Raw genomic sequence first — 21,468 nt, 5'->3', positions numbered from 1 at the left:
TATAAAAGATATAGTTTTTTAGACGCAGTCTCAAAAGCTGCCCTCAATTCCTATATAAAAACTGCGTGGCTGCGCAGCATATCCATAAACCTCTTGATAGCGTCTGTTGAAAATATTTTGTACTCGTACATACCCTCTGTAGTTTTTTGCAAACTGATGAGAAAGCGAGAGGTTTGTCACATTGTAATTACCAGTTTTCTTACTTTTTGTAGCATCATCATAGCGTTTGCCTACATAGTAACCATTGATATTGATAGTATGTTTTGCAGTAGGATACCAGCTCAATGCATAGCTATAGCGTGTTTTAGCCCTGCGAGGAAGATAGTTGCCTTGTGAATCTTTTGGTTGGAGGTAGGTAAAGCCAATTTGAGCAAAAATATCTTCTCCAACTGCTTGGCGATAGCTAGCTTCAACACCTTTAAACTTACTTGTACCAGAAAAATTTTTGTAGTATTCATCTCCATAACTATTATAGTCTGGATCAAACCAGCTGATAAGATTCTTTACATGCTCTACAAAATAGACCAGTTTTGCTCCATACGCTTCAATTCCAATATCGTAACTTCTACTCTTTTCTGGCTGAAGATTAAAATTGGCTTTTCCCCATGGATTTATCATTTTGATTTGGTTTGGAATATTGTATGCTTTGGCAATATTGGCAAAGAGACTCACACCTCCTAATGCATATTTTGCGCCAATCTTTCCTGTTACTTGGTTATCAAACTTATCATAAGCATCGTAGCGAACATTTTCTTGGAGTATCAAAGATCCAAAACGGTTAAAGTTTGTAAAGTAGACATAGCTATCATCATAATCGATACTTCCACTTTTTGCTCCAGTATCGCTGTAATCGCTCTTATATCTTTGTGTTCCTCCTCCTAGCTGCAACTTTCCATTATCGTAACGAAAAGTATCTCGCACCTCCACTGTACTTGTTTTTCCCTCAAAATAGTTCACACCCCAACTTGTATCTAAAAAGTAGCGTTGTGTTGTTGTAGAATCTAAATGGAATGAAAAATGGTGTTTTTGTAGATCTTTTGATCCATTGAGAAAAATTGCATAGTATTTGAATTTATCATTATTGCGAGAGTTTGGATCTGGAGCGAAGCTTTTTGGATTGTACCCATCAGCTTCGTTATACGCATTGATGTAAAAGCCACCAGTATCTAGCGAAAAACTCTCATCATTATACTCTACTTTAAAGCGCACATTTCTATTGATATAACCATCACTCTCATAATCTTTTGGATTTTTACGATAAGGTGTAATTGCAGAAAATCCATCAGTTTTATAGTAGTTCATATCAAGTGAATAGGAGAGTTTATTTGTCAAAGCGTCTGCCAAATAGAATGCTGCTTTTGTAGTGCGAAAGCTACCTCCCATTATATCAATACTCTTTTGGGCTTTTGTTTTCGTAATAATATTAATAACACCTGCAGCAGCATCAGCACCCCAAATCCCGCTTTGGGCACCTTTGATAATCTCAACCCTTTCGATATTTTGCAAAAGAAGATGCTCAGAAGAAGGACCACTGATATTGGAAGGATCGTTAAATCTTACTCCATCAATGAGAATAAGCACTTTATCGTTAGCTAAACCGCGCAAATAGATTGCATTTGCTTTACCTAGACCACCATTGCTACTTTGCGTCACTCCTACTGCGTATTGCAAAAGATCTTTTAAACTTTCTATACCTAGCTCTTCAATCTCTTGGGCATCAATGACTTCGATATCATCACTCACATCCTCTATCGCTTCACTCGATTTATCTGCACTTACAATCACTTTTTGGATCTGTGCTATTTGTGAAGCCTCAGCTTGCAAAACTACCGTCGAAACAGTTGCGGCAATTGCAGCAAGAGAGAAGTACTTCCTTTTAAACCCTTTTGCCATTTTTGCTCCTTCATTGAAATAGAAGGAAATTATACTAAAACTCAAAACCTTCTCGCGCTGCTACTCCTGCATCAAAATAGTGTTTGATTTTCTTCATCTCAGTTACAAGATCTGCAGTCTCTATCAACTTTTTTGTAGCACCTCTTCCAGTAAGAACTAGTTCACACTGCGCTATTTTCATAAGTTCTATTATCTCTTCTTCGTGCAGCAGTTTAAAATGCATTGCTACTATGATTTCATCTAGCACAATTAAATCGTAACTCTTTTGCAGCGCCTCCTTTGCTCGTATATACTGCCTCTGCACCATTGCTTTTTGCTCATGAGATGGAGCATCAATGATAAATTTCCCATCCCACTCTCTATCTACTTCTATTCCTAAGCTTTGCATTACCACAATTTCACTTGAATGCATTCCTTTCATAAACTGCATAAAAAGCACACGTTTTCTAGCTCCTACTGCACGTATTGCTAAACCAACTGCAGCTGTAGTTTTACCTTTACCATCACCAGTGTAGATCTGTATCACTGCGCTACCTTGATGACAATATCATCAAAAACTGCTTGCGAGCTACCAGAGGCTACAACTCCTACTCCACCAGCTCTTTTTTTGAGATTTGTGAGTTTTGCAATCTCTTTATCATCTATAAAAATAGTCGCACTATCTCCGCAATAGGCAACTTTTAGTACTTTAGGCTTACTGCTCAAAGAGAGCTTTTTTTCAAGAAGTAGTTTTGGTTTTTTGTTTTCAACCTCCTCTACAATAAGTTTATTGTTTTCAAAATCGATACTTACCGCATAGTAGTTTTTACGATCTCTTGCTCGAAAAAGTATTCCAGCATTTTTTTTGCTAAGAATTTTTGCTTGGCAAACTCCATTTGTAAAATACTCATCTTTTGTAAAAAAGATATTTTTCTCATCTACTCTATTGCCTCGCGGATATTTTATAAAGAGTCTTTTCTTCTCATCTACCTCCCAAATACCTGGAAAAGATTTACCGCTACAGCTCACAATCCAGCCAAAAGGGAGCTCTCCTTTTTGCACATTTACAAAATCCATCTTGACAACTTTTTGAAAATGATCACACTTTCCAAACAAAAAACTTGCTAATAAAGCTACAAATACAACTCTTTTCATGCAACTCTCCTTTTTTTGGTATTATACCTTGTAGCTGGTTTATTATAAATTTTGAGGAAATAGTATGTGTTTAATAGTAACAACTCTTTTTCTTGTACTCACTTTCTGGGCGCTCATGCAAAAAGACTTTACAGCTGCTGCTCTTTATGCAAGCATTGCACTGCTCTTTGGTGCTTTAATGGTTTGGAATATCAAAAAAACTTGGAAAAGTCGTCACAAAACTTGAGAGCCTTTTTCACCAATGTTGGTAAATGGGCATTACGCGCTTTTTCTAAATCCATCCATATAAAATCTCCCTCAACCTCTTCAGCGTAGCAGTAAATGGTAATTGCATATTTTGTATAGTTGTGTTTGAAAGTTCCAAGGAGCTTCTCTCTTCTCTTTGCTTCAGGTAAAAGGAGCATCCCTTTGTACATAGAGCCTTTGGAATACGTGAGTGCAATTTTTTTATCTTTGACAAAAAGAGCATAGTGAAGATCGAGCTTTTCATACGCTTTTTTTCCTTTGCTCCAGTAGGTTTGTGGCTCATTTTGTCCTTTGCAACTTTTTTGCAATGGGCAAATTTCACACCTTGGATTCTGTACACATACAAGACTTCCAAGATCCATAAGTGCAAGATTGTGCTCTTTGGGAGAGGTTTTATCTAAAAATTCGCTAGCTTTTTGCCATACCTCTTTTTGCGAGCCAGTAAGTGCAAAGAAGCGCCGCAAAACTCTCTCGATATTCACATCCACCATAGGAACAGGCTGATTATATGCAAATGAAGCAATTGCGTGAGCGGTATATTTGCCAATACCTGGCAGTTTTTGTAATTCTTGAATATTTTTCGGTAATGTATCTACAAGCTCCGCAACTCTTTTCATAGCCAATACTCTGCGGTAATACCCCAGTCCGCTCCACTGAGCCAAAAGCTCTTCATCACTTGCCCTGCGCAGACTTCGAAGTGTAGGAAACTTTTGCAAAAACGGCTTATACTTTTGCAGCACCCGCTCCACTTGTGTCTGCTGGAGCATTATTTCGCTCACATAGATATGGTAAGGATTATCTGTTTGGCGCCAGGGAAGATCGTGGCGCCCATGTTGCTTAAACCATTTTAGAAGCATGAGAGTTTTTTCCATTGGATTTTATTATTTCGTTATACTGAAAAATTATTATATCTTAAAACTTTTGTATTGACTATATATGTACATTTTGTTATTATAGTTCACATGAAAGAGATTAAATGGAACGAAGAGAAAAATCAGATTTTACAACTTACGCGAGGTTTTTCATTTGAAATGGTTTTAGATGCTTTAGAAAATAAAGAAATTATTGATATCAAAGAACATCCGAACAAAGATAAATATCCAAATCAAAAGATATTTATTTTAAGACTCAATGATTATTTATGTTATGTTCCATTTGTAGAAAATGAAAAGGAGATCTTTTTAAAAACAATAATACCAAGTCGAAAACTTAAAAAGGAGTATGAAAATGGGAAAAAATGACTTTTTTTACAATTTAGAAGAGATGGAAATCTTGGAAAATATAGAAAATGCAAAAAGTATATTGAAAAAAGAGGATAGAGAAAAATATGCAAAATTTGCAAAATATACAAAATCTTTACGCAAAAAAAAGCCTGTTACTATCCGCTTTAGCATAACAGATTTAGCAGCAGTAAAGGCTAAAGCTAAAGAGCTTGGTATCAGTTATCAAAACCTCATCCAAGCACTTGTACATAATTTCGCAACCGGAAAGATTAAGATAGATTTGTAGGTTTGTTTAATACTAAAAATTTTTTATAAACAATTATTATGATAGCTATAATATTACTTCAAATTCTTTGTACTTATCATCTCTAAACGTTAAAATACTTCGCCTCTGGATGATGTACCACTATCGCACAAGTTGACTGCTCAGGATGGATTTGAAATGTTTCACTCAGCTCAATTCCAAATTCCTCTGGTTTTAAGAGATTGAAGATATGGCGGTTGAGCTCAAGATCGGGACAAGCAGGATAACCCGGTGAATATCTGGCTCCTTGATAGCCTACCATTTTTACATCGCGTAGATCTGGCTTTTCGTTGCGTAAAATCCCAAGCTCTATGCGTATCTGCTTATGGGCAATCTCAGCCAGCGCTTCGGCAAGTTCAACACTTAAACCATGCACCAAATGATACTCATGATATTTTCCTGCTTTAAAAAGCTCTCCCTCATACTCACTAAACTTGCTTCCAGCACTCACACAAGTAAAAGCACTCACATCCATTCGATCACGATGAAAATAGTCTGCAATGCATCTGTGGGGCGGTTTAGACTGCCTTGGAAAGGTGAAAATCTCGATCGCATCACCGATGATATTTTCTATCGGTTCACGATTGGCATCCTCATCTCTTTGCCAACCAAACTCCTCTCCAAAAACATAGAGCTCATTATCCACAGCTCTCGCAGGCCAATATCCATAGAGAATTGTTGGCTCAAAAATATCTTTCAACTCTTTTCTTAGTCTATTGAAAGCTGGAAGCACCTTTTCATCCAGCTGCTTTTGATACTCCTCTTTGCTCTGACCCTTTGATTTATATCCCCAGCGCTGTTTAAATAAAAGCCTTTTGTTGATCCACTCATAGGCGATATCGGGGTCAATCTCAAGTCTCTTTCTACCCCAAAATGGTGGGATAGGTACAGGGGCTGGTTTTGGCAAAATGATATTTGCCGGATCGATCTTTATCTCTTCTTTTGGTTTAACCTCAACAATCTCCTCTTCATCCTTGTCACTTCCAAGCTTTGTATCAAAGTTTCCTTTTTCGATTCTGCTCATCGCCACAATCCCATCAAAAGCATCACGGCAATAAAAGATAGGTCCATCATAGGCTGGACGACAAAACTCATCCACAAACTTCTTTGTCAGCGCAGCCCCACCCAAAAGCACAGGCGCATCAATTCCTTTTTGCTTCATCTCTTTAAGATTTTCCAACATCACTTGCGTGGATTTAACCAGCAGTCCACTCATTCCAATCGCTTGGGCATTATGCTCTTCATAGGCTTTGATAAACTCTTCAAGCTCCACTTTAATACCAAGATTGACGACTTTAAAGCCATTGTTGGTAAGCAAAATATCCACTAGGTTTTTGCCAACATCATGCACATCCCCCTTCACTGTTCCTAAAATAAGAGTGGTTTGCGATTGTTTTTCTTTTTTTGGCAAAAACTGATTAAGATAATCTACTGCTGCTTTCATCACCTCTGCACTTTGCAGCACAAATGGCAGCTGCATCTGCCCGCTTCCAAAAAGATCTCCCACCTCTTTCATAGCTCCAATTAATATCTCATTGATAATCTTTTCTGGATCTATCACATCTTTTGCTTTTTCAAGCAGCGGCATCATCCGCTCTTTGTCCCCGTCAATGAGAAGCTTATGAATCTGTTCTTCAAGTGGGAGTTTGCTCAGTTCATCATCACTTGCAGTCTCTTTTTTTTCTGCTTTACTGAAGTGTTCGATGAAGGCAAAGAGTGGATCGCCATTTTCACGCCTGTTAAAGAGCAGATCCTCACAAACTTTGCGATCCTCTTCGCTAATCTTATGATAGGGGATGAGATTTTTGACATTGACAATCGCCATCGTAAGACCGGCTTGGACACAATGGTGCAAAAAGACGCTGTTGAGGTATTCTCTAGCATGCTTTTCAAGACCAAAGCTGATATTGGATACTCCTAAAACGGCTCCCACTTCCGGATGGCGCTTTCTAAGCTCCCTGATCGCTTCAATGGTCTCAATAGCTGCTGTTTGATACTCCTCATCCCCACTTCCAACAGTAAAGGTTAAAAGATCAAAAACAAGATCACCGGGATTGAGACCATGTAGATTTACAGCTCTTTCATACATCCGCTCAGCAACCGCCAATTTTTTCTCTTTTGTCTTTGCCATCCCCTCTTCATCAATTGCCAACAGTACCAATGCCGCACCATAGCGCTTTGCCAATGAACAGATCTTGTCAAACTTCTCTATCCCATCTTCGAGGTTAGCTGAGTTGATAATCGGACGTCCGCCAATATGCTTGAGAGCTATTTCTATAGCTGGAACTTGCGTGGAGTCCGGCATGAGAGGAATCGGGATCTTTTCATTGTAGAGCTTGATGACTTCTTTCATATCTTTCGTCTCATCGCGCCCTGCAAATCCGACACTTACATCAATACCATGTGCTCCGCTTCGAACCTGCTGCTGAGCGACACTCAAAGTCCCTTCATAATCGCTTTTTAAAAGAAGTTCTCTAAAAGCTTTGCTTCCTGTTGCATTGCTTCGCTCACCCATTAAAAAAGGAGGAGGATCTTGATGAAGTGTTCTTGATTCAAAGAGGCTTGCAATACTTCTTGGCTGCCTTCCTTTTGGAGGAAGGGGCTTTTTGCCTTCAACCGCATCTACCAAAGCTTTGATATGTTGCGGTGTGGTTCCGCAACATCCACCAAGCAAAGCCACGCCCGGTATGGCAGTAAATTTTGCTTCAAGTTCTGTAAACTCTTTTGGTCCCATAGGATAGTAGGTATAACCTCCTCTGTTTTGAGGAAGCCCTGCATTGGCATGCACACTGATTGGCCGATCCCATACTTCACTTAAGATTTTTACATGCTTTTCAACCATATCCGGACCGGTTCCGCAGTTAAATCCCAAAGAGATAATGTCAAATGGCTCTAAAATAGTCGCAATCGTTGCCGCATCGGTACCGATAAGCATCGTACCGTTTTGCTCAATGGTAACACTTACCATAATGGGAATTTGGGGAGCTGTATCTTGACAAGCATGGATTGCCGCTTTGATCTGCAAAGGATCTTGACAGGTCTCAAGTAAGAATAGATCTGCACCTCCATCTTTAGCTCCACGTGCCGCTTCTGAGTATCCTGCATACATTGCATCATAATCGATATGCCCAAGACTTGGCAGTTTTGTTCCGGGACCCAAAGAGCAGGCTACGAAACGCGGTTTTTCCGGTGTACTATAAGCTTCGCAAACCTCTTTGACTAGCTCACACCCTCGCCTTGTCAGATCATACGCTTCAGCAGCTAAATCATACTCTTCCAGAACCCAGGGCATTGAGCCAAAAGTGTTCGTTTTAATGATGTCGGCACCTACTTTGGCATATGCTTCATGGATTGACCTGATAACCTCAGGTGCCGTCCTATTCAAAAGCTCATTGCATCCCTCTTTGCCTTGCCATGCTTCAGGCGGTATCTCTTTTGCTTTTGCTTGAAGCTGTGTACCCATCGCGCCATCGATGACTAAAATCCGCTTTTTTAGCAGCTCTTTAATCAATCTGCACCTCTTTAAATTTTTTTGCCATTATACTATTATATTTAAAAGGAGTTTGCAATGTTTATCAACCGCTTTCCCAAAATGGCAGCACTCCAAAAGTTTCGCGCAATTGCTTTAGGATTTAATGAAAAGATAGCCGAAGCAATTGGCATCGCGGAAGCTACAAAGTATGCAATATTTAAAAACCTCTCTTACAGAAAGCGCAGGGAAAAAGAGCGAGAATATGTCACTAAAAAGCTTAAAAAAGCCCCAGAAAATCTCGATGAAGAGACATTTGCTCTATTTAAACTCCAAGCACTCAATGGATTTCCTTTCGTCGGAGAAAAGACATATACTAGTGAAGATTACAATAGAGCAGTCTTTATGAAATTTGGCGAAGAAGCTGGCAAAAAAATTGAAGAGTGGGCAAAAAATATAATAGATTCATGTGATAAAGCGCTCTTAGAAAATGAGCAAAAATTCTTCAATGAGTGCTGGAAACCACACCGGGATGAGAATCCTTTAAAGAATTGATAAGAATCAATATAAAGAGAATAAAAAAAGTTTACAATAGAAACAAGAACTAAAAGGAGATAAATAAAAAAATGAAAAAAGTCTTAATTTTTATTGTATTACCTCTTTTTATTTTTTCAACTCCCTATATTGTCGGAAAAATGAGTACATATATTATCCTCAAAACTTCTAGTCAAGAGATTTCCTCTCAGCAGCTACGCAAACAAGCGATTGCAGCTGGATTTCGATCCAATCCCAAAAATTTTAATGATCTTATGAAACTCCTTGATACACCATCCAATCGACTCACAAAAGAAAAAATTCTTCTTGGAAAAATGCTCTTTTTTGATCCAAGCCTATCTAGAGATGGAACGATTAGCTGTGCAAGCTGCCATAATCTCGATAGTGGTGGAGATGATAACAGGCCAACAGCAATCGGTTATAAGAATCGAAAAAATCCTCATCATCTCAATTCTCCAACTGTACTTAATGCAGCGCTTCAAAAGTTTCAATTTTGGGATGGAAGAGCTAAAAGTGTCGAAGAACAAGCCAAAGGGCCATTACAAGCACCTTTTGAAATGGCAATGACGCCAAAAGAGGTGGTAGAACGGGTACGACAAAATCCATCTTACCGCAAGATGTTTAAAGAGGTTTTTGGCGATGAGACTATTACAATTGATCGTGTTACCAAAGCGATAGGAGCCTATGAACGAACACTCCTCACACGAGGGCGGTTTGATGATTTTCTCGATGGTAATCTGAGTGCATTGAATCCAAAAGAGCAAAAAGGTTTGAAACTTTTCATTAGCATCGGTTGTAAAGCATGCCATATGGGACGTAGTATTGGTGGGAAAATTATACAAAAATTCCCTATCATTGAGCGCCATACTCCAATTTATCCGGTTTTTGGTTTTCATGAGGGCAAATACTACTTCAAAGAATTACGTTTCGATACAAATATTTCTTATGAACCCTATCCATTTCCTAATTTTGGCCACTACTATGGCAAAAATAGTGCAAGATATTTTAAAGTTCCAATCTTACGGAATATTACAAAAACTGCCCCCTACTTTCACAATGGAGCTGTAAAAGATCTCAAAGAAGCCATTCGTATTATGGGGAAATATCAAAGAGACTTAGAGTTAAATGAGAACCAAATTGATGCTATAGAAGCATTTTTCCACACATTAGAAGGCAAAATAGTTGATTATGGTATTTAGCGAACTTTCACAACTCTTTTTTTTGACAATTTAAAAATCTTTGATGGCGCACTCTCATAGAGCCCTCGCCAATCTTCTACAACGATATCGGCTCGCTTTATAGCCCACTCTCTCTCAAATCTCTTTCCACTCTCATTGGCACTTGTAGAATAGAACCAACCAAACTTTTGTAAAAACTTATAGTGCTCCCCGCTGTTTATCACACGTACCGCTTTACCATTCGGGTAGATAAAAGTAGTTTTTTTCGCTCGCCTCACGAGGTTTTTGTGCTTTTTGGGAACTCTTACAAACTTTTGTAAATTTTTCAATGAAGATACTGCTATGAGAAATGGTTTGGAGGGAGGACGTTTTTTAATTTGTGCTAGTTTTTCACTATCTTGGCTCAAAAAACCGACAGTTGTGTCGGTTTGAGCAAGGTAAACTTTTGTGGGTTCCATTATTCGCTGAGGTAATCTTGCAGCGCTTTTGGAGTAAGTTCTTTGGCTCTCAGGCTCTTAATCGCTTCAGCTGCTACTTTTGCTGCTGAAATAGTAGTAAAGTAAGGGATCTGATGGCGCAGCACCTGCTCGCGTATCTTTCTTGCATCACTCTTACTTGCTTTATTGTCACTTGTATTGATTGCCATTGCAATCTCACCATTTTTAATCATATCCTCAATATTTGGACGCCCTTCGCTAATTTTAAGCACCAACGTACTCTCAATTCCAGCATCTTCTAAGATTTTATGCGTTCCTCGCGTAGCAACGATCTCAAATCCTAAATCTTTATAAAGTCTCGCAATTTCTGGGGCATATGGCTTATCATAGTCAGTCAGCGATAAAAAGAGCTTTCCAGCAGTTGCCAGGCGGTTACCTGCTGCAAACTGTGATTTAGCAAAGCTCTCTCCAAAACTTTCACTTATCCCCATTACCTCTCCAGTACTCTTCATCTCAGGCCCTAATAATAAATCGGCTCCAGGAAGTTTGTTGAATGGAAAGACTGCCTCTTTTACGGCTATATGATTTTTGAGTTTTGGTTTGAGAATTTCTTGGCTAAAATCTACTACTCCATATTCATCATAATATTGAAGCGCCTCTACAAGATCACCTTTGATCATCACACGCGTTGCTACTTTTGCCATCGGAACACCTGTAGCCTTACTCACAAATGGCACGGTGCGTGATGCTCTTGGGTTTACTTCAATCAAATAGACCTCATCTTTATAGATTGCATATTGAATATTGAGTAATCCCTTCACGCCAAGTCCAAGGGCAATTTTTGCAGTCTGCTCTTCAACTTCAAGTAAAATCTTCTCGTCAATCGTCACTGTTGGCAAAGAGCAAGCACTATCACCAGAGTGGATCCCAGCCTCTTCGATATGCTGCATAATTCCGCCAATATATACACGCTTTCCATCACTTATAGCATCTACATCAAGTTCAATTGCGTGATCAAGAAATTTATCAATTAAAACGGGAGATTCATGGCTGACACTCACTGCCTCATCCATATACTCTTTAAGCTCACTTTCATTATAGACGATGCGCATTGCTCGCCCACCTAGCACGTAGCTTGGTCGCACAAGCACAGGATATCCAATCTCTTCTGCAATTTTCAAAGCATCTTCTTTGGTAAAAGCTGTTCCATTTGGAGGCTGTTTGAGTCCATTTTTGGCTATAAATTCACTAAATTTCTCTCTATCTTCAGCTAAATCTATCACTTTTGCACTCGTTCCTACAATTTTTGCTCCAATAGCTGTGAGAGGCTTGGCAAGTTTGAGGGGAGTCTGCCCCCCAAAGTGCACTATCACACCACTTGGATTCTCTTCTTTGATGACACTACGCACATGCTCAAAATCGATAGGCTCAAAGTAGAGAATATCACTTGTATCATAATCAGTAGAGACCGTTTCAGGGTTGCAGTTGTACATAATTGATTTAATCCCCATATCTTTGAGGGCAAAAGCAGCGTGCACACAGCAGTAGTCAAACTCAATCCCCTGCCCGATGCGGTTTGGTCCCCCACCGATGATGAGCACCTTCTCTTCATTTGACTCTTTTTGCACCTTTGGAAGTTTTGTAATATTTGTAGAGCTATAAAGATAAGGAGTAAGGGCTGGAAACTCTGCTGCACAAGTATCTACTTCGTTGTATTCAAGTTCAATTCCTAAAGAGACTCTGGCGCTGTACACATCATTTTCTGTAAGCTCTGTATGCTCTTTTTCATTGATAAGCTTTGCAATCATCTTATCGCTAAAGCCATATGTTTTGGCTCTGCGCAGCATCTCTTCATTTTGCAAAATATCAAGATCTATTTTTTCTTCAAACTGTACAATCTCTTCTATTTGATACAAAAACCATGGATCGATTTGTGAGAGTTCATGGATCTCTTCTACACTCAATCCTTCACAAAAACCTTGCGCAATATAGAGGAGGCGTTTCTCATTTGGACGGCGGATTTCATGCTTGATAGTCTCGATATCTGCTTCAATCTTCTCAAATCCAGCAAGTCCCGTTTCTAAGGAGCAAAGCCCCTTTTGGACTGACTCCTTAAAAGTGCGTCCTATTGCCATCACTTCGCCAACACTTTTCATAGATGTAGTAAGTGTAGAGTCAGCTTGTGGGAACTTTTCAAAAGTAAAGCGTGGAATTTTTGTTACAATATAGTCAATCGTTGGCTCAAAACTTGCAGCAGTACCTGTAATATCATTTTCGATCTCATCAAGGGTATAGCCAACAGCTAGAAGAGTCGCTACTTTTGCTATAGGGTAACCTGTAGCTTTACTCGCAAGTGCACTTGAGCGGCTCACTCTGGGATTCATCTCGATAACAATCATGCGCCCAGTTTTTGGATTGACTGCGAACTGCACATTACTCCCGCCAGTATCCACACCAATCTCTCGCAAAATTGCAAAAGAGGCATCACGCATGCGTTGATACTCTTTGTCCGTGAGAGTGAGAGCTGGGGCTATAGTAATAGAGTCTCCTGTATGTACGCCCATAGGATCGAGGTTTTCGATGGAGCAGACAATAATACAGTTATCTTCGCGATCTCTGATTACCTCCATCTCATACTCTTTCCAGCCAAGAAGCGACTCTTCAATGAGAATCTCACTAATAGGACTTGCCTCTAAGCCTTTGGCTGCAAGAGTTTTAAATTCATCGATATTGTATGCTACACCACTTCCACCACCAGCTAGTGTATAAGAAGCGCGGATAATAAGAGGAAAGCCAATTTCACGGGCTGCTTCCATCGCCTCTTCAAGGCTATAAGCATAGCGGCTTTTTGGAAGATCCATACCAAGCCGTAGCATCGCCTCCTTGAAAGCCTGCCTATCTTCACCCTTTTTAATAGCCTCTGGATTTGCTCCAAGAAATTTTACTCCCTCTAACATCCCCTTTTCATACATACTCATTGCAACATTGAGAGCAGTCTGCCCACCCATTGTAGGCAAGATCGCATCAACTTTTTCTTGTTGAATAATCTTATAAATAATATCTTCTGTAATTGGTTCGATATATGTGCGATCTGCAAAGCCTGGATCAGTCATAATAGTTGCTGGATTGGAGTTTACTAGAACTACGCGATAACCTAAAGATTTGAGAGTTTTTACTGCTTGGGTTCCTGAGTAGTCAAATTCACATGCTTGGCCTATAACGATGGGACCTGAGCCTATGAGGAGAATCGTGTGGATATCGTCTCTTTTTGGCATTGTTACCCTTGTGATTTTAGTTTTTGATTTTATCGAAAAGTTCTTTATAACTTCATTAGCCAAAAAAATCTTGGATGGGATAGATTAGCAAAAGTACGTACTTTAGCTACTTTATAGCTTCCTTCTTGCCAAATTTTGGTTATAACTCCCACTTTCAGTCCATAGACAAAAATCTTATCAAGCCCACTTGTTACAACCTGTTGTCCTACGTGAAAGTTCTCATAATTTGGAATATATTTGACAATGACGAATCTATTATCACCACTTCCAGTCGCAACACCTTGTGCTTTCTCTCCAATAATAACTCCATAGCTACATTTTGTATTACCATTGAGCAGTGCAAGTGTTTTGCCATTCTTTTCAATGGCTATACCTGCAACATACTCTCCTTTAAGTAGCCCAGCAATATTTTGGGATTGCAGTTTTGTATCTAGCCATAATGCAGTAAAATCTCCAAATTTTTCATATGCTAAGGCACGTACATACTGCAAATCTACTTTATATGGAAGAGAAATATTACAATCATACATAAGTGATTGGAGATGTTGATGGAGATCTGCGACAAGAAGTTGCGATTTTTGTAGTTCTCTATTTTCTCGCTGTAATTGTGCTATTTTATCTGCTTGATTGAGATATTTATAAAAAAAAGCATCAATATTATCTAAAGTTTTTACTACAGTTGATTTAATAAAATTGGTAGAAGTAAGTATTGCATTGCGCAGATGTGTATCAATCTCAAAAAAGAGCAGCGCCAGTAGCAATGCTGCTATGACAAAACCTACTCTTTTAATCATTAGCAAGTTGTTCGAGGATCTCTATCTCTTCAAGAACTTTTCCAGTACCTTTTGCAACAGCAAGAAGTGGCTCTTCTGCAATATAAACAGGGATTTTTACTGCTTGTGAAAGGTAAGTATCGAGATTACGAATATGAGCACCACCGCCTGTAAGTACGATACCATTTTCTATGATATCACCAGCAAGTTCTGGCGGGGTCTGCTCTAAAACATCTTTGAGCGCTTCTGCAATAGCCTTAATTGGCTCTCGCATTGCTTCATAAATATCTTCACTTGTAATAGTTATACTATTTAAAAGGCCTCCAACCTGATCCCTTCCTGTTACAGTCATCTTGAGAGGCTCATCAAGAGGCATAGCAGTACCTATCTCTATTTTTACCTCTTCAGCAACCCTATCTCCAATAATAAGGTTATACTTTTTCTTTATATAATCTATAATAGCATTATCAATTTTATCCCCAGCTACACGAATAGATTTACTCACAACAAGACCACCTAAAGAGATCACACCAATCTCGGTTGTCCCCCCTCCAATATCCACCACTAAACTTCCTTGAGGCTCTTTAACAGGAAGTCCTGCACCAATTGCCGCTGCCATAGGCTCTTCTATGAGATAAACCTCTCTTGCTCCAGCACTGAGGGCTGACTCTTTGACAGCTTTACGCTCTACTTGTGTCAAACCATAGGGAACACAAATAATAATACGCGGGCGGATGAAAGCTTTGCGTTTATGAGCCTTTTCAATGAAGTAACGAATCATCTTTTCAGTAATATCAAAGTCTGCGATAACACCATCTTTCATAGGACGAATGGCTGTAATATCGCCTGGAGTTTTTCCTACCATCTCTTTTGCTTCATGTCCTACTGCAAGGATGCGCTGCCTACCTAATTTATCTTTTTTGATTGCTACAACAGAGGGCTCATTGATGATGATCCCTTCGCCACGACTCAGCACTAAAGTATTTGCCGTACCAAGATCGATTCCCATATCATTGGAAAAAAAACCTATAACTTTATCAAAAATCATACTCCGCCCTTATGCACTCTTTTTCTGTTTTTTTACAAGCAGTGGTGCTGCTTTTTTGGTAATCACGTCTTGTGTAATGATAACCTCATACCCTTTATATTCAGGCAGATCATACATAATATCCACCATAATCTCTTCCATAATACTACGAAGACCTCTAGCTCCTGTTTTTCTTTTGATAGCAAGATCAGCAATTGCCTCCAAAGCCTCTTTTTCAAAAGTAAGCTCCACTTCATCAAGAGCAAAAAGCTTTTTATACTGCTTCACAAGAGCATTTTTTGGCTCAGTCAAAATGCGTACCATATCATCTCGGCTCAGTTCATTGAGTGTAGCTATCATATGCAAACGCCCTATGAGCTCTGGAATAAGTCCATAATGGACAAGATCATCTGGCTCTACATAGTTAAGGAGATCGCTCTCATCTCTTTTGCTACGTTTTTCTTGTCCAAATCCAAGGACATTACCACCAAGTCTTCGTTTAATAATATCAGTTAAACCATCAAATGCACCGCCACAAATAAAGAGAATATTTGAAGTATCTATCTGAACAAACTCTTGATTTGGATGTTTTCTGCCACCTTTCGCACTGATATTGACTACACTCCCCTCAATAATTTTCAATAGCGCTTGCTGTACTCCTTCACCACTTACATCTCGTGTGATGCTTCGATTTTCGCTAAGTCTTGCAATTTTATCTATTTCATCAATAAAAACAATACCCTTTTCTGCCTTTTTCACATCTTCATCTGCAGCATGGTAGAGGCGTGTGAGGATATTTTCTACATCCTCTCCCACATATCCGGCTTCAGTAAGACTCGTAGCATCTGCAATTGCTAAAGGAACATCGAGTACCTTCGCCATTGTTTGCGCCATGAGAGTTTTCCCACTCCCTGTAGGACCGATAAAAAGAACATTTGATTTTGCAATCTCTGTATCATCCTCTTCAATCTCATTTTGTTTGAAAATTCGTTTGTAATGGTTGTATACTGCAACACTAAAAACTTTTTTTGCTTTCTCTTGTCCTATCACATACTCATCTAAAATAGCTTTAAGCTCTTTTGGTGTGGGAAGATAATCAAGCTTGATATCCTCTTCATTCTGCTCTTTAATATCTCCAAAAAGAATTTTATATGCTGAGACTATACAGTTTTTACAAATATAGACATCACTCTTCTCTTGTCCAGCTATTAAAGGATTGTCACGACTCTCAAAACTTCCACAAAAACTACACTTTTTTAACATCATTCACCTCTATATGGTATCCCTCTTTTTGTTGTAAGCACAAACTGTGCCAAATTTTTTACATGTTCATTGTGAGACTCTTCAAGCAGCTCTTTTGCCACATCTTGCAAAGGTCTACCACTCAAAAAAAGCTCTTTATATGCTTGTTTTAATGCATTAACAACATCGCTGCCTAGTCTGCGTCTAATTCCTGTAAGATTCAACCCTCGCAGCTTTGCACGATTACCTTCAGCAAGACAGTAAGGCGGAATATCTTGGCTTACTGCACTAGCTCCTGCAATCATAGCATAATCACCAATATGCACAAACTGGTGTATTGGTGTCATCCCTCCAATGACAACAAAATCTCCCAATTCCACATGCCCAGCAAGCGTAGCAGCATTTGCTAAAATACAGTTATTTCCGATTATACAGTCATGTGCCACGTGCACGTATGCCATAAGAAGATTATTATCTCCTATAATCGTTTTTCCCCCTCCCCCTTCAGTACCGGGATTTATAAAACAAAACTCTCTTATTATATTATTTTTGCCAATTATGAGCTCTACCTCTTCGCCTTTGAATTTAAGATCTTGTGGAATAGAGCCTACTACAGCGTTATAAAAGACCTTTGTACCTTCACCAATTCTTGTTTTACCATCTATGATGGCTCCTTGCATAATAGTTGCGTTATCTTCAATAATGGCATTTTTCGAGATATAGGCATAAGGACCAATGGTCACATTATTCCCAATCTGAGCACCTTGTTCTACAATTGCAGTTGGATGTATCATCACTTATCCACTATCATAGCTTTAAGCTCAGCTTCAGCTACAAGATTATCATCTACGTAAGCTTTTCCTTCAAGTACCCAGATATTTCCTCTATGTTTAAGAACTTCAAGACGATACTCTAATCTATCTCCTGGACGTACGGGATTGCGAAACTTACACTTATCAATACTCATAAAATAGACCACTTTATCTTTTGCAGCCTCCTGTTCAGACTCGCTTGCGCTCTTAAATGCAAGCACCCCACCAGCCTGTGCCATTCCCTCAACTATCATAACACCCGGGTATATAGGATGGCCTGGAAAATGCCCTTGGAAGACTGGCTCAGATATACTGACATTTTTATAAGCTATAATACTCTTTCCCTCTTGGATATCTGTTACTCTATCAACGAGTAAAAAAGGAAATCTATGAGGTAAAATATTTTGTATAGCTACAACATCAAGCATTCTTATCCTTTATTATTAATTTCTCTTTTACATCTTTATAACTTACAGCATCTATAGCAATCTCAAACTTATCTGGAATTTTATCTAAAACTACAATTGGTGACAAACTCCATTCTCCATCTATATCGGCTCTTATCTTTTGCTCAAGCTCCCAAGGAATTCCTCGGTAATAAAGCTCCTTCATGCTTTGCACATTCATATAATTACGTAAATACTTAAGATCTATAATGCGAATCTCATCTCTATTTGCATACCCTACACCTTCAATAATCTCTTCAACTCTTGCTCTTGCATAGTTGCGGCGCAGATGTGAATAGCTCAAAATATAGCTTGGAACAACCTCTTTATTTATTCGAACGAATCCTCTCAAAAGTCTATAATTCAAAAATCTTTTTCTTACAATTGTGTAAGAGATATTTTGCTCTTCTAATTCTATGCGTTTTTGATAGAGTGCAAGGCGCTCTTCAATTGAAGCTGGTAGAATCTGACGCATAAGGGGTGAAATCATCTCATCCATAATCACCTCTTGCTGCGCACGCTGCTGTGAAAGCCCAAAGAGACAGCCGCAATAGTCTTGACGATAGAGTTTTTGCTTTTTTGTTACTCTGCTTTGTAGCTGCGTCCCTCCAAAGGATCGGAAATCTTCAAAAACAAACTCCGTACCAAGCTTACTATCTACCTCGATAGCGCTCTGCTTAAGCTGCTCTTGCGATTTGAGAGGACTTACAAGAAGTGTTGTGGTATAGCGTTTAATTCCCAACTCTTTTGCTTTCTTAGCACTGACATGCAGCCGTCTATCAAAACAAACTCTACAACGCTCCCCCTTTTCTGGCTCATTTTCTAAACCTCGCACAGCCTGCAGCCAATTTTCGTAATCATACTCCCCTTCAATAAGCTCTATGCCCAACCTTTTACAGCTTCTTTGCACATCTAGCAGGCGCAGTTTATACTCACTATAAGGATGAATATTTGGATCATAAAAAAAGCCTATAAGTCTCTCTTGAGGATATTTTTCTTTGAGCTTTTCAAGAAAAAAATGACTATCCACACTGCAACATATATGTACTAGCATTACTCTTCCAACTCCTTTAACCACAGAGCAACATTTACATCACTTGGCATACGCCAATCACCACGAGGGCTTAGTGCAATTGTCCCAACTTTTACACCATCTGGCATAGCATCACGTTTAAACTGGTTTGCAAAGAAGCGCTTAATAAATACTTTGAGCCACTTTTTGATAGTCTCTTCAGAGTACTTTTTACCAAAAGCGAGTTTTGCAATCATGAGAAGTTTTTTTGGCTCTGCTCCATATTTGACAAAATGATACAAGAAAAAGTCATGTAACTCATAAGGACCTATAATCTCTTCAGTTTTTTGTACTATCTTCTCCCCTTGTGCTGGTAAAAGCTCAGGAGAAACAGGACGCTCAATGATCTGAGTAAGAGTTTCACTCAGATCCTTTTTCACACTTGCTACCCAAGCTATCACATACTTGACCAATGTTTTTGGCACACCTGCATTTACATTATACATAGCCATATGATCACCATTGTATGTGTTAAATCCTAGTGCAATCTCACTCAAATCTCCAGTTCCTACAACGATACCACCCAACTTATTTGCAAGATCCATAAGCACCATAGTACGATAGCGCGCTTGGGCATTTTCAAAAGTTACATCATGCACACTCTCATCATGACCAATATCTGCAAAATGTTTTTTCACTGCATCTACAATATCGATCTCTTGAAAAATAACACCAAGTGCAGTTGCTAGCTTTTTAGCACTCTTTCTTGTACCCTCTGTTGTTCCAAATCCCGGCATAGAGACTGCTACAATATCTTTACATGATTTTCCAAGCTTCTCACACGCTTCAACACATACAAGAAGCGCTAATGTAGAATCGAGTCCTCCACTTATGCCAATAATAAGTTTAGGATCTCCAATTTGCCGTATGCGCCTAGCAAGAGCACTCGATTGAATCGAAAAGATCTCTTTACATCGCTCATCTCTATCGGCCTTTTTACCAGGAACAAAAGGGTGAGGATCGTAATAGCGTTTTGGAGTTTTTTGGATAGGAACATCTGCGCATGCAACAATGCGAAAAGATCTTCTCTCGCTCTGTGCATAACTGGTTTCAGTGCCGCGCAAATATTTTAGTTTTGCTACATCAATATCGGCAGTACATCCTTGCGAAGCAAAAGAAAACCGCTCTCCTTGTGCTAAGAGCGCTCCATTTTCTGCTATGAGTGTAGCTCCGCTATAACACACATCTGCGCTACTCTCCCCCACACCACTACTTGCATACACATAGGCGCATACTCCTCTGGCACTCTGTGTGCGCACAAGCTCTGTACGATAGGCTGATTTTCCCACCACCTCATCACTTGCAGAGAGATTGCAGATGAGATTTGCCCCCGCGGCAGTTTGATAGAGTGAGGGGGGAATTACGCTCCACAAATCCTCACAAATCTCTACTCCTACTACAAGTTCACCACTTTGAAAGAGAAGATCGATACCAAAAGGAGCACCAAGAAGTGTCTCTCCATGTATATCTTTACCACTTACAAACCAGCGCATCTCATAAAATTCGCGATAGTTTGGTAAATAGCTCTTTGGCACAATACCTCTTATTTCTCCATTTTGCAAAACAACTGCGCAGTTATAGAGCCTTTGGCGAAACCAAAGGGGTGCTCCCACAATTACAATTGAATTCATCGCTGCAGCTCTAAGCTCCTCAATAGCTGCCAAAACCTCTTTTTCAACCTCTTGCTGCAAAAAAAGATCCCCCATTGTATAGCCAGTAATACAGAGCTCAGGAAAAACTATTACTGCAGCATCTTTGTATGCATGCATGAGCTCTTTGATGGTAGCAACATTTGCAGCTATGTCGCCAAGAGAGAGCTTTGGACTCACTGCAGCAACGCGGTAAAAACTCATCTTTTTTCTTTTACTTCAATCTTTTCTATAATGTCGTTTTGATCAATCATATCAAGAGTCATAAAAGATTCGGCATCATCTTCAGGGATCTGTCCAAAAACCGTATGCACTCCATCAATATGAGGACAATCTACAAAACAGATAAAAAACTGGCTTCCTCCTGTATCTTTGCCAGCATGTGCCATAGAGATTGCTCCCCTTTTATGTTTATGTACATTTTTGTCACATTCACACTTTATCGCCCAACCTGGTCCTCCTCTGCCAGTTCCTTCGGGACATCCACCTTGTGCCATAAATCCTTTAATAACACGGTGAAATTTGAGTCCATCATAAAAACCACTATTGGCTAAATGGGCAAAGTTGGCTACTGTATTTGGTACCTCTTCAGGAAAGAGTTTTATCCAGATATCTCCTTTATCTTTTACTTTTATATGAGCCCACTGGTACGTATCTACATTACTTAAATCATACTCTTTGAGCTTTTTTCCAAATATGTTTAACATCTTCGCAAACCTTTTATAATTTTTTG

The 21,468-nt window shown here is 39.3% G+C and carries 20 protein-coding genes; 5 read left to right on the top strand and 15 right to left on the bottom strand.

The features are described 5' to 3' along the window. Positions 1–30: 30 nt before the first annotated feature. From JG738_RS03345 to JG738_RS03335, 3 genes are read right to left on the bottom strand one after another with little or no spacing between them, the layout of a single operon-like run. Positions 31–1,893 carry a TonB-dependent siderophore receptor gene (locus JG738_RS03345; RefSeq protein ID WP_201338366.1) on the bottom strand — a complete coding sequence of 621 codons (1,863 nt, stop codon included), beginning with the start codon at positions 1,891–1,893 and terminating at the stop codon, positions 31–33. Between the two features lie 34 nt (positions 1,894–1,927). Then, positions 1,928–2,419 carry a cob(I)yrinic acid a,c-diamide adenosyltransferase gene (locus JG738_RS03340; protein ID WP_201338365.1) on the bottom strand — a complete coding sequence of 164 codons (492 nt, stop codon included), beginning with the start codon at positions 2,417–2,419 and terminating at the stop codon, positions 1,928–1,930. Further along, a complete protein-coding gene (locus JG738_RS03335; RefSeq protein WP_201338364.1) occupies positions 2,416–3,027 on the bottom strand; it encodes a hypothetical protein in 612 nt (203 codons plus the stop codon). The genes JG738_RS03340 and JG738_RS03335 overlap by 4 nt, the downstream gene beginning before the upstream one ends. Before the next feature lie 64 nt (positions 3,028–3,091). Between JG738_RS03335 and JG738_RS03330 the strand changes: the two genes are divergently transcribed. Continuing rightward, positions 3,092–3,253, top strand: coding sequence for a hypothetical protein (locus JG738_RS03330; RefSeq protein ID WP_159445316.1), 162 nt, complete (start codon positions 3,092–3,094; stop codon positions 3,251–3,253). Here JG738_RS03330 and JG738_RS03325 read toward each other — a convergent pair. After that, positions 3,219–4,145, bottom strand: a complete 927-nt coding sequence (locus tag JG738_RS03325) for an A/G-specific adenine glycosylase (RefSeq protein WP_201338363.1) — start codon at positions 4,143–4,145, stop codon at positions 3,219–3,221. The genes JG738_RS03330 and JG738_RS03325 overlap by 35 nt on opposite strands. A gap of 90 nt (positions 4,146–4,235) precedes the next feature. Between JG738_RS03325 and JG738_RS03320 the strand changes: the two genes are divergently transcribed. Next, positions 4,236–4,514, top strand: coding sequence for a DUF4258 domain-containing protein (locus JG738_RS03320; protein ID WP_201338362.1), 279 nt, complete (start codon positions 4,236–4,238; stop codon positions 4,512–4,514). Continuing rightward, positions 4,495–4,782, top strand: a complete 288-nt coding sequence (locus JG738_RS03315) for a hypothetical protein (RefSeq protein WP_201340473.1) — start codon at positions 4,495–4,497, stop codon at positions 4,780–4,782. Before JG738_RS03320 ends, JG738_RS03315 begins: the two co-directional genes overlap by 20 nt. A gap of 82 nt (positions 4,783–4,864) precedes the next feature. Here JG738_RS03315 and metH read toward each other — a convergent pair whose 3' ends face one another. Continuing rightward, complete coding sequence (gene metH, locus JG738_RS03310) at positions 4,865–8,311, bottom strand: methionine synthase (RefSeq protein ID WP_201338360.1); 3,447 nt, start codon at positions 8,309–8,311, stop codon at positions 4,865–4,867. A gap of 57 nt (positions 8,312–8,368) precedes the next feature. On the opposite strand from metH, the gene JG738_RS03305 reads away from it, so the two are divergent. Beyond that, positions 8,369–8,824 (top strand): hypothetical protein, encoded by a 456-nt coding sequence (locus JG738_RS03305; RefSeq protein WP_201338359.1) that lies wholly within the window; start codon positions 8,369–8,371, stop codon positions 8,822–8,824. A 71-nt stretch (positions 8,825–8,895) separates the two neighbouring features. Continuing rightward, on the top strand, positions 8,896–10,023 hold the full coding sequence (locus JG738_RS03300; protein ID WP_201338358.1) for a cytochrome-c peroxidase: 1,128 nt from the start codon (positions 8,896–8,898) through the stop codon (positions 10,021–10,023). Here JG738_RS03300 and JG738_RS03295 read toward each other — a convergent pair. From JG738_RS03295 to JG738_RS03250, 10 genes are read right to left on the bottom strand one after another with little or no spacing between them, the layout of a single operon-like run. After that, positions 10,020–10,460, bottom strand: a complete 441-nt coding sequence (locus JG738_RS03295; protein WP_201338357.1) for a Sua5/YciO/YrdC/YwlC family protein — start codon at positions 10,458–10,460, stop codon at positions 10,020–10,022. The genes JG738_RS03300 and JG738_RS03295 overlap by 4 nt on opposite strands. Then, positions 10,460–13,714 carry a carbamoyl-phosphate synthase large subunit gene (gene carB / locus JG738_RS03290; RefSeq protein ID WP_201338356.1) on the bottom strand — a complete coding sequence of 1,085 codons (3,255 nt, stop codon included), beginning with the start codon at positions 13,712–13,714 and terminating at the stop codon, positions 10,460–10,462. The genes JG738_RS03295 and carB overlap by 1 nt, the downstream gene beginning before the upstream one ends. 44 nt (positions 13,715–13,758) lie before the next feature. Then, positions 13,759–14,508, bottom strand: a complete 750-nt coding sequence (gene mreC, locus JG738_RS03285) for a rod shape-determining protein MreC (RefSeq protein WP_201338355.1) — start codon at positions 14,506–14,508, stop codon at positions 13,759–13,761. Then, positions 14,501–15,535, bottom strand: a complete 1,035-nt coding sequence (locus JG738_RS03280; RefSeq protein WP_201338354.1) for a rod shape-determining protein — start codon at positions 15,533–15,535, stop codon at positions 14,501–14,503. Before JG738_RS03280 ends, mreC begins: the two co-directional genes overlap by 8 nt. Positions 15,536–15,544: 9 nt before the next feature. Further along, complete coding sequence (gene clpX, locus JG738_RS03275) at positions 15,545–16,780, bottom strand: ATP-dependent Clp protease ATP-binding subunit ClpX (protein WP_370583665.1); 1,236 nt, start codon at positions 16,778–16,780, stop codon at positions 15,545–15,547. Next, positions 16,777–17,550, bottom strand: a complete 774-nt coding sequence (gene lpxA, locus JG738_RS03270) for an acyl-ACP--UDP-N-acetylglucosamine O-acyltransferase (RefSeq protein ID WP_201338352.1) — start codon at positions 17,548–17,550, stop codon at positions 16,777–16,779. The genes clpX and lpxA overlap by 4 nt, the downstream gene beginning before the upstream one ends. Then, positions 17,550–17,996 carry a 3-hydroxyacyl-ACP dehydratase FabZ gene (gene fabZ / locus JG738_RS03265; protein ID WP_201338351.1) on the bottom strand — a complete coding sequence of 149 codons (447 nt, stop codon included), beginning with the start codon at positions 17,994–17,996 and terminating at the stop codon, positions 17,550–17,552. Before fabZ ends, lpxA begins: the two co-directional genes overlap by 1 nt. Continuing rightward, positions 17,989–19,068 carry an epoxyqueuosine reductase QueH gene (locus tag JG738_RS03260; RefSeq protein ID WP_201338350.1) on the bottom strand — a complete coding sequence of 360 codons (1,080 nt, stop codon included), beginning with the start codon at positions 19,066–19,068 and terminating at the stop codon, positions 17,989–17,991. The genes fabZ and JG738_RS03260 overlap by 8 nt, the downstream gene beginning before the upstream one ends. Continuing rightward, positions 19,068–20,939 carry an NAD(+) synthase gene (locus tag JG738_RS03255; protein WP_201338349.1) on the bottom strand — a complete coding sequence of 624 codons (1,872 nt, stop codon included), beginning with the start codon at positions 20,937–20,939 and terminating at the stop codon, positions 19,068–19,070. Before JG738_RS03255 ends, JG738_RS03260 begins: the two co-directional genes overlap by 1 nt. Continuing rightward, positions 20,936–21,442 carry a peptidylprolyl isomerase gene (locus tag JG738_RS03250; RefSeq protein ID WP_201338348.1) on the bottom strand — a complete coding sequence of 169 codons (507 nt, stop codon included), beginning with the start codon at positions 21,440–21,442 and terminating at the stop codon, positions 20,936–20,938. The genes JG738_RS03255 and JG738_RS03250 overlap by 4 nt, the downstream gene beginning before the upstream one ends. Between the last annotated feature and the right edge of the window lie 26 nt (positions 21,443–21,468).

This window comes from Nitratiruptor sp. YY08-26, from assembly GCF_016593215.1.
Lineage (GTDB): Bacteria > Campylobacterota > Campylobacteria > Campylobacterales > Nitratiruptoraceae > Nitratiruptor > Nitratiruptor tergarcus.
This window is presented reverse-complemented; position numbering and strand designations above follow the sequence as displayed.

What these genes read in the sequence shown, in the direction of transcription:
- fabZ (WP_201338351.1), bottom strand. Translation starts at nt 17,996, where the DNA reads ATGCTTGATGTTGTAGCTATACAAAATATTTTACCTCATAGATTTCCT.
- JG738_RS03280 (WP_201338354.1), bottom strand. Translation starts at nt 15,535, where the DNA reads ATGATTTTTGATAAAGTTATAGGTTTTTTTTCCAATGATATGGGAATC.
- JG738_RS03335 (WP_201338364.1), bottom strand. Translation starts at nt 3,027, where the DNA reads ATGAAAAGAGTTGTATTTGTAGCTTTATTAGCAAGTTTTTTGTTTGGA.
- carB (WP_201338356.1), bottom strand. Translation starts at nt 13,714, where the DNA reads ATGCCAAAAAGAGACGATATCCACACGATTCTCCTCATAGGCTCAGGT.
- JG738_RS03330 (WP_159445316.1), top strand. Translation starts at nt 3,092, where the DNA reads ATGTGTTTAATAGTAACAACTCTTTTTCTTGTACTCACTTTCTGGGCG.
- JG738_RS03305 (WP_201338359.1), top strand. Translation starts at nt 8,369, where the DNA reads ATGTTTATCAACCGCTTTCCCAAAATGGCAGCACTCCAAAAGTTTCGC.
- JG738_RS03300 (WP_201338358.1), top strand. Translation starts at nt 8,896, where the DNA reads ATGAAAAAAGTCTTAATTTTTATTGTATTACCTCTTTTTATTTTTTCA.
- JG738_RS03345 (WP_201338366.1), bottom strand. Translation starts at nt 1,893, where the DNA reads ATGGCAAAAGGGTTTAAAAGGAAGTACTTCTCTCTTGCTGCAATTGCC.
- lpxA (WP_201338352.1), bottom strand. Translation starts at nt 17,550, where the DNA reads ATGATACATCCAACTGCAATTGTAGAACAAGGTGCTCAGATTGGGAAT.
- JG738_RS03325 (WP_201338363.1), bottom strand. Translation starts at nt 4,145, where the DNA reads ATGGAAAAAACTCTCATGCTTCTAAAATGGTTTAAGCAACATGGGCGC.
- JG738_RS03315 (WP_201340473.1), top strand. Translation starts at nt 4,495, where the DNA reads ATGAAAATGGGAAAAAATGACTTTTTTTACAATTTAGAAGAGATGGAA.
- JG738_RS03320 (WP_201338362.1), top strand. Translation starts at nt 4,236, where the DNA reads ATGAAAGAGATTAAATGGAACGAAGAGAAAAATCAGATTTTACAACTT.
- JG738_RS03260 (WP_201338350.1), bottom strand. Translation starts at nt 19,068, where the DNA reads ATGCTAGTACATATATGTTGCAGTGTGGATAGTCATTTTTTTCTTGAA.
- JG738_RS03295 (WP_201338357.1), bottom strand. Translation starts at nt 10,460, where the DNA reads ATGGAACCCACAAAAGTTTACCTTGCTCAAACCGACACAACTGTCGGT.
- JG738_RS03250 (WP_201338348.1), bottom strand. Translation starts at nt 21,442, where the DNA reads ATGTTAAACATATTTGGAAAAAAGCTCAAAGAGTATGATTTAAGTAAT.
- mreC (WP_201338355.1), bottom strand. Translation starts at nt 14,508, where the DNA reads ATGATTAAAAGAGTAGGTTTTGTCATAGCAGCATTGCTACTGGCGCTG.
- JG738_RS03255 (WP_201338349.1), bottom strand. Translation starts at nt 20,939, where the DNA reads ATGAGTTTTTACCGCGTTGCTGCAGTGAGTCCAAAGCTCTCTCTTGGC.
- clpX (WP_370583665.1), bottom strand. Translation starts at nt 16,780, where the DNA reads ATGATGTTAAAAAAGTGTAGTTTTTGTGGAAGTTTTGAGAGTCGTGAC.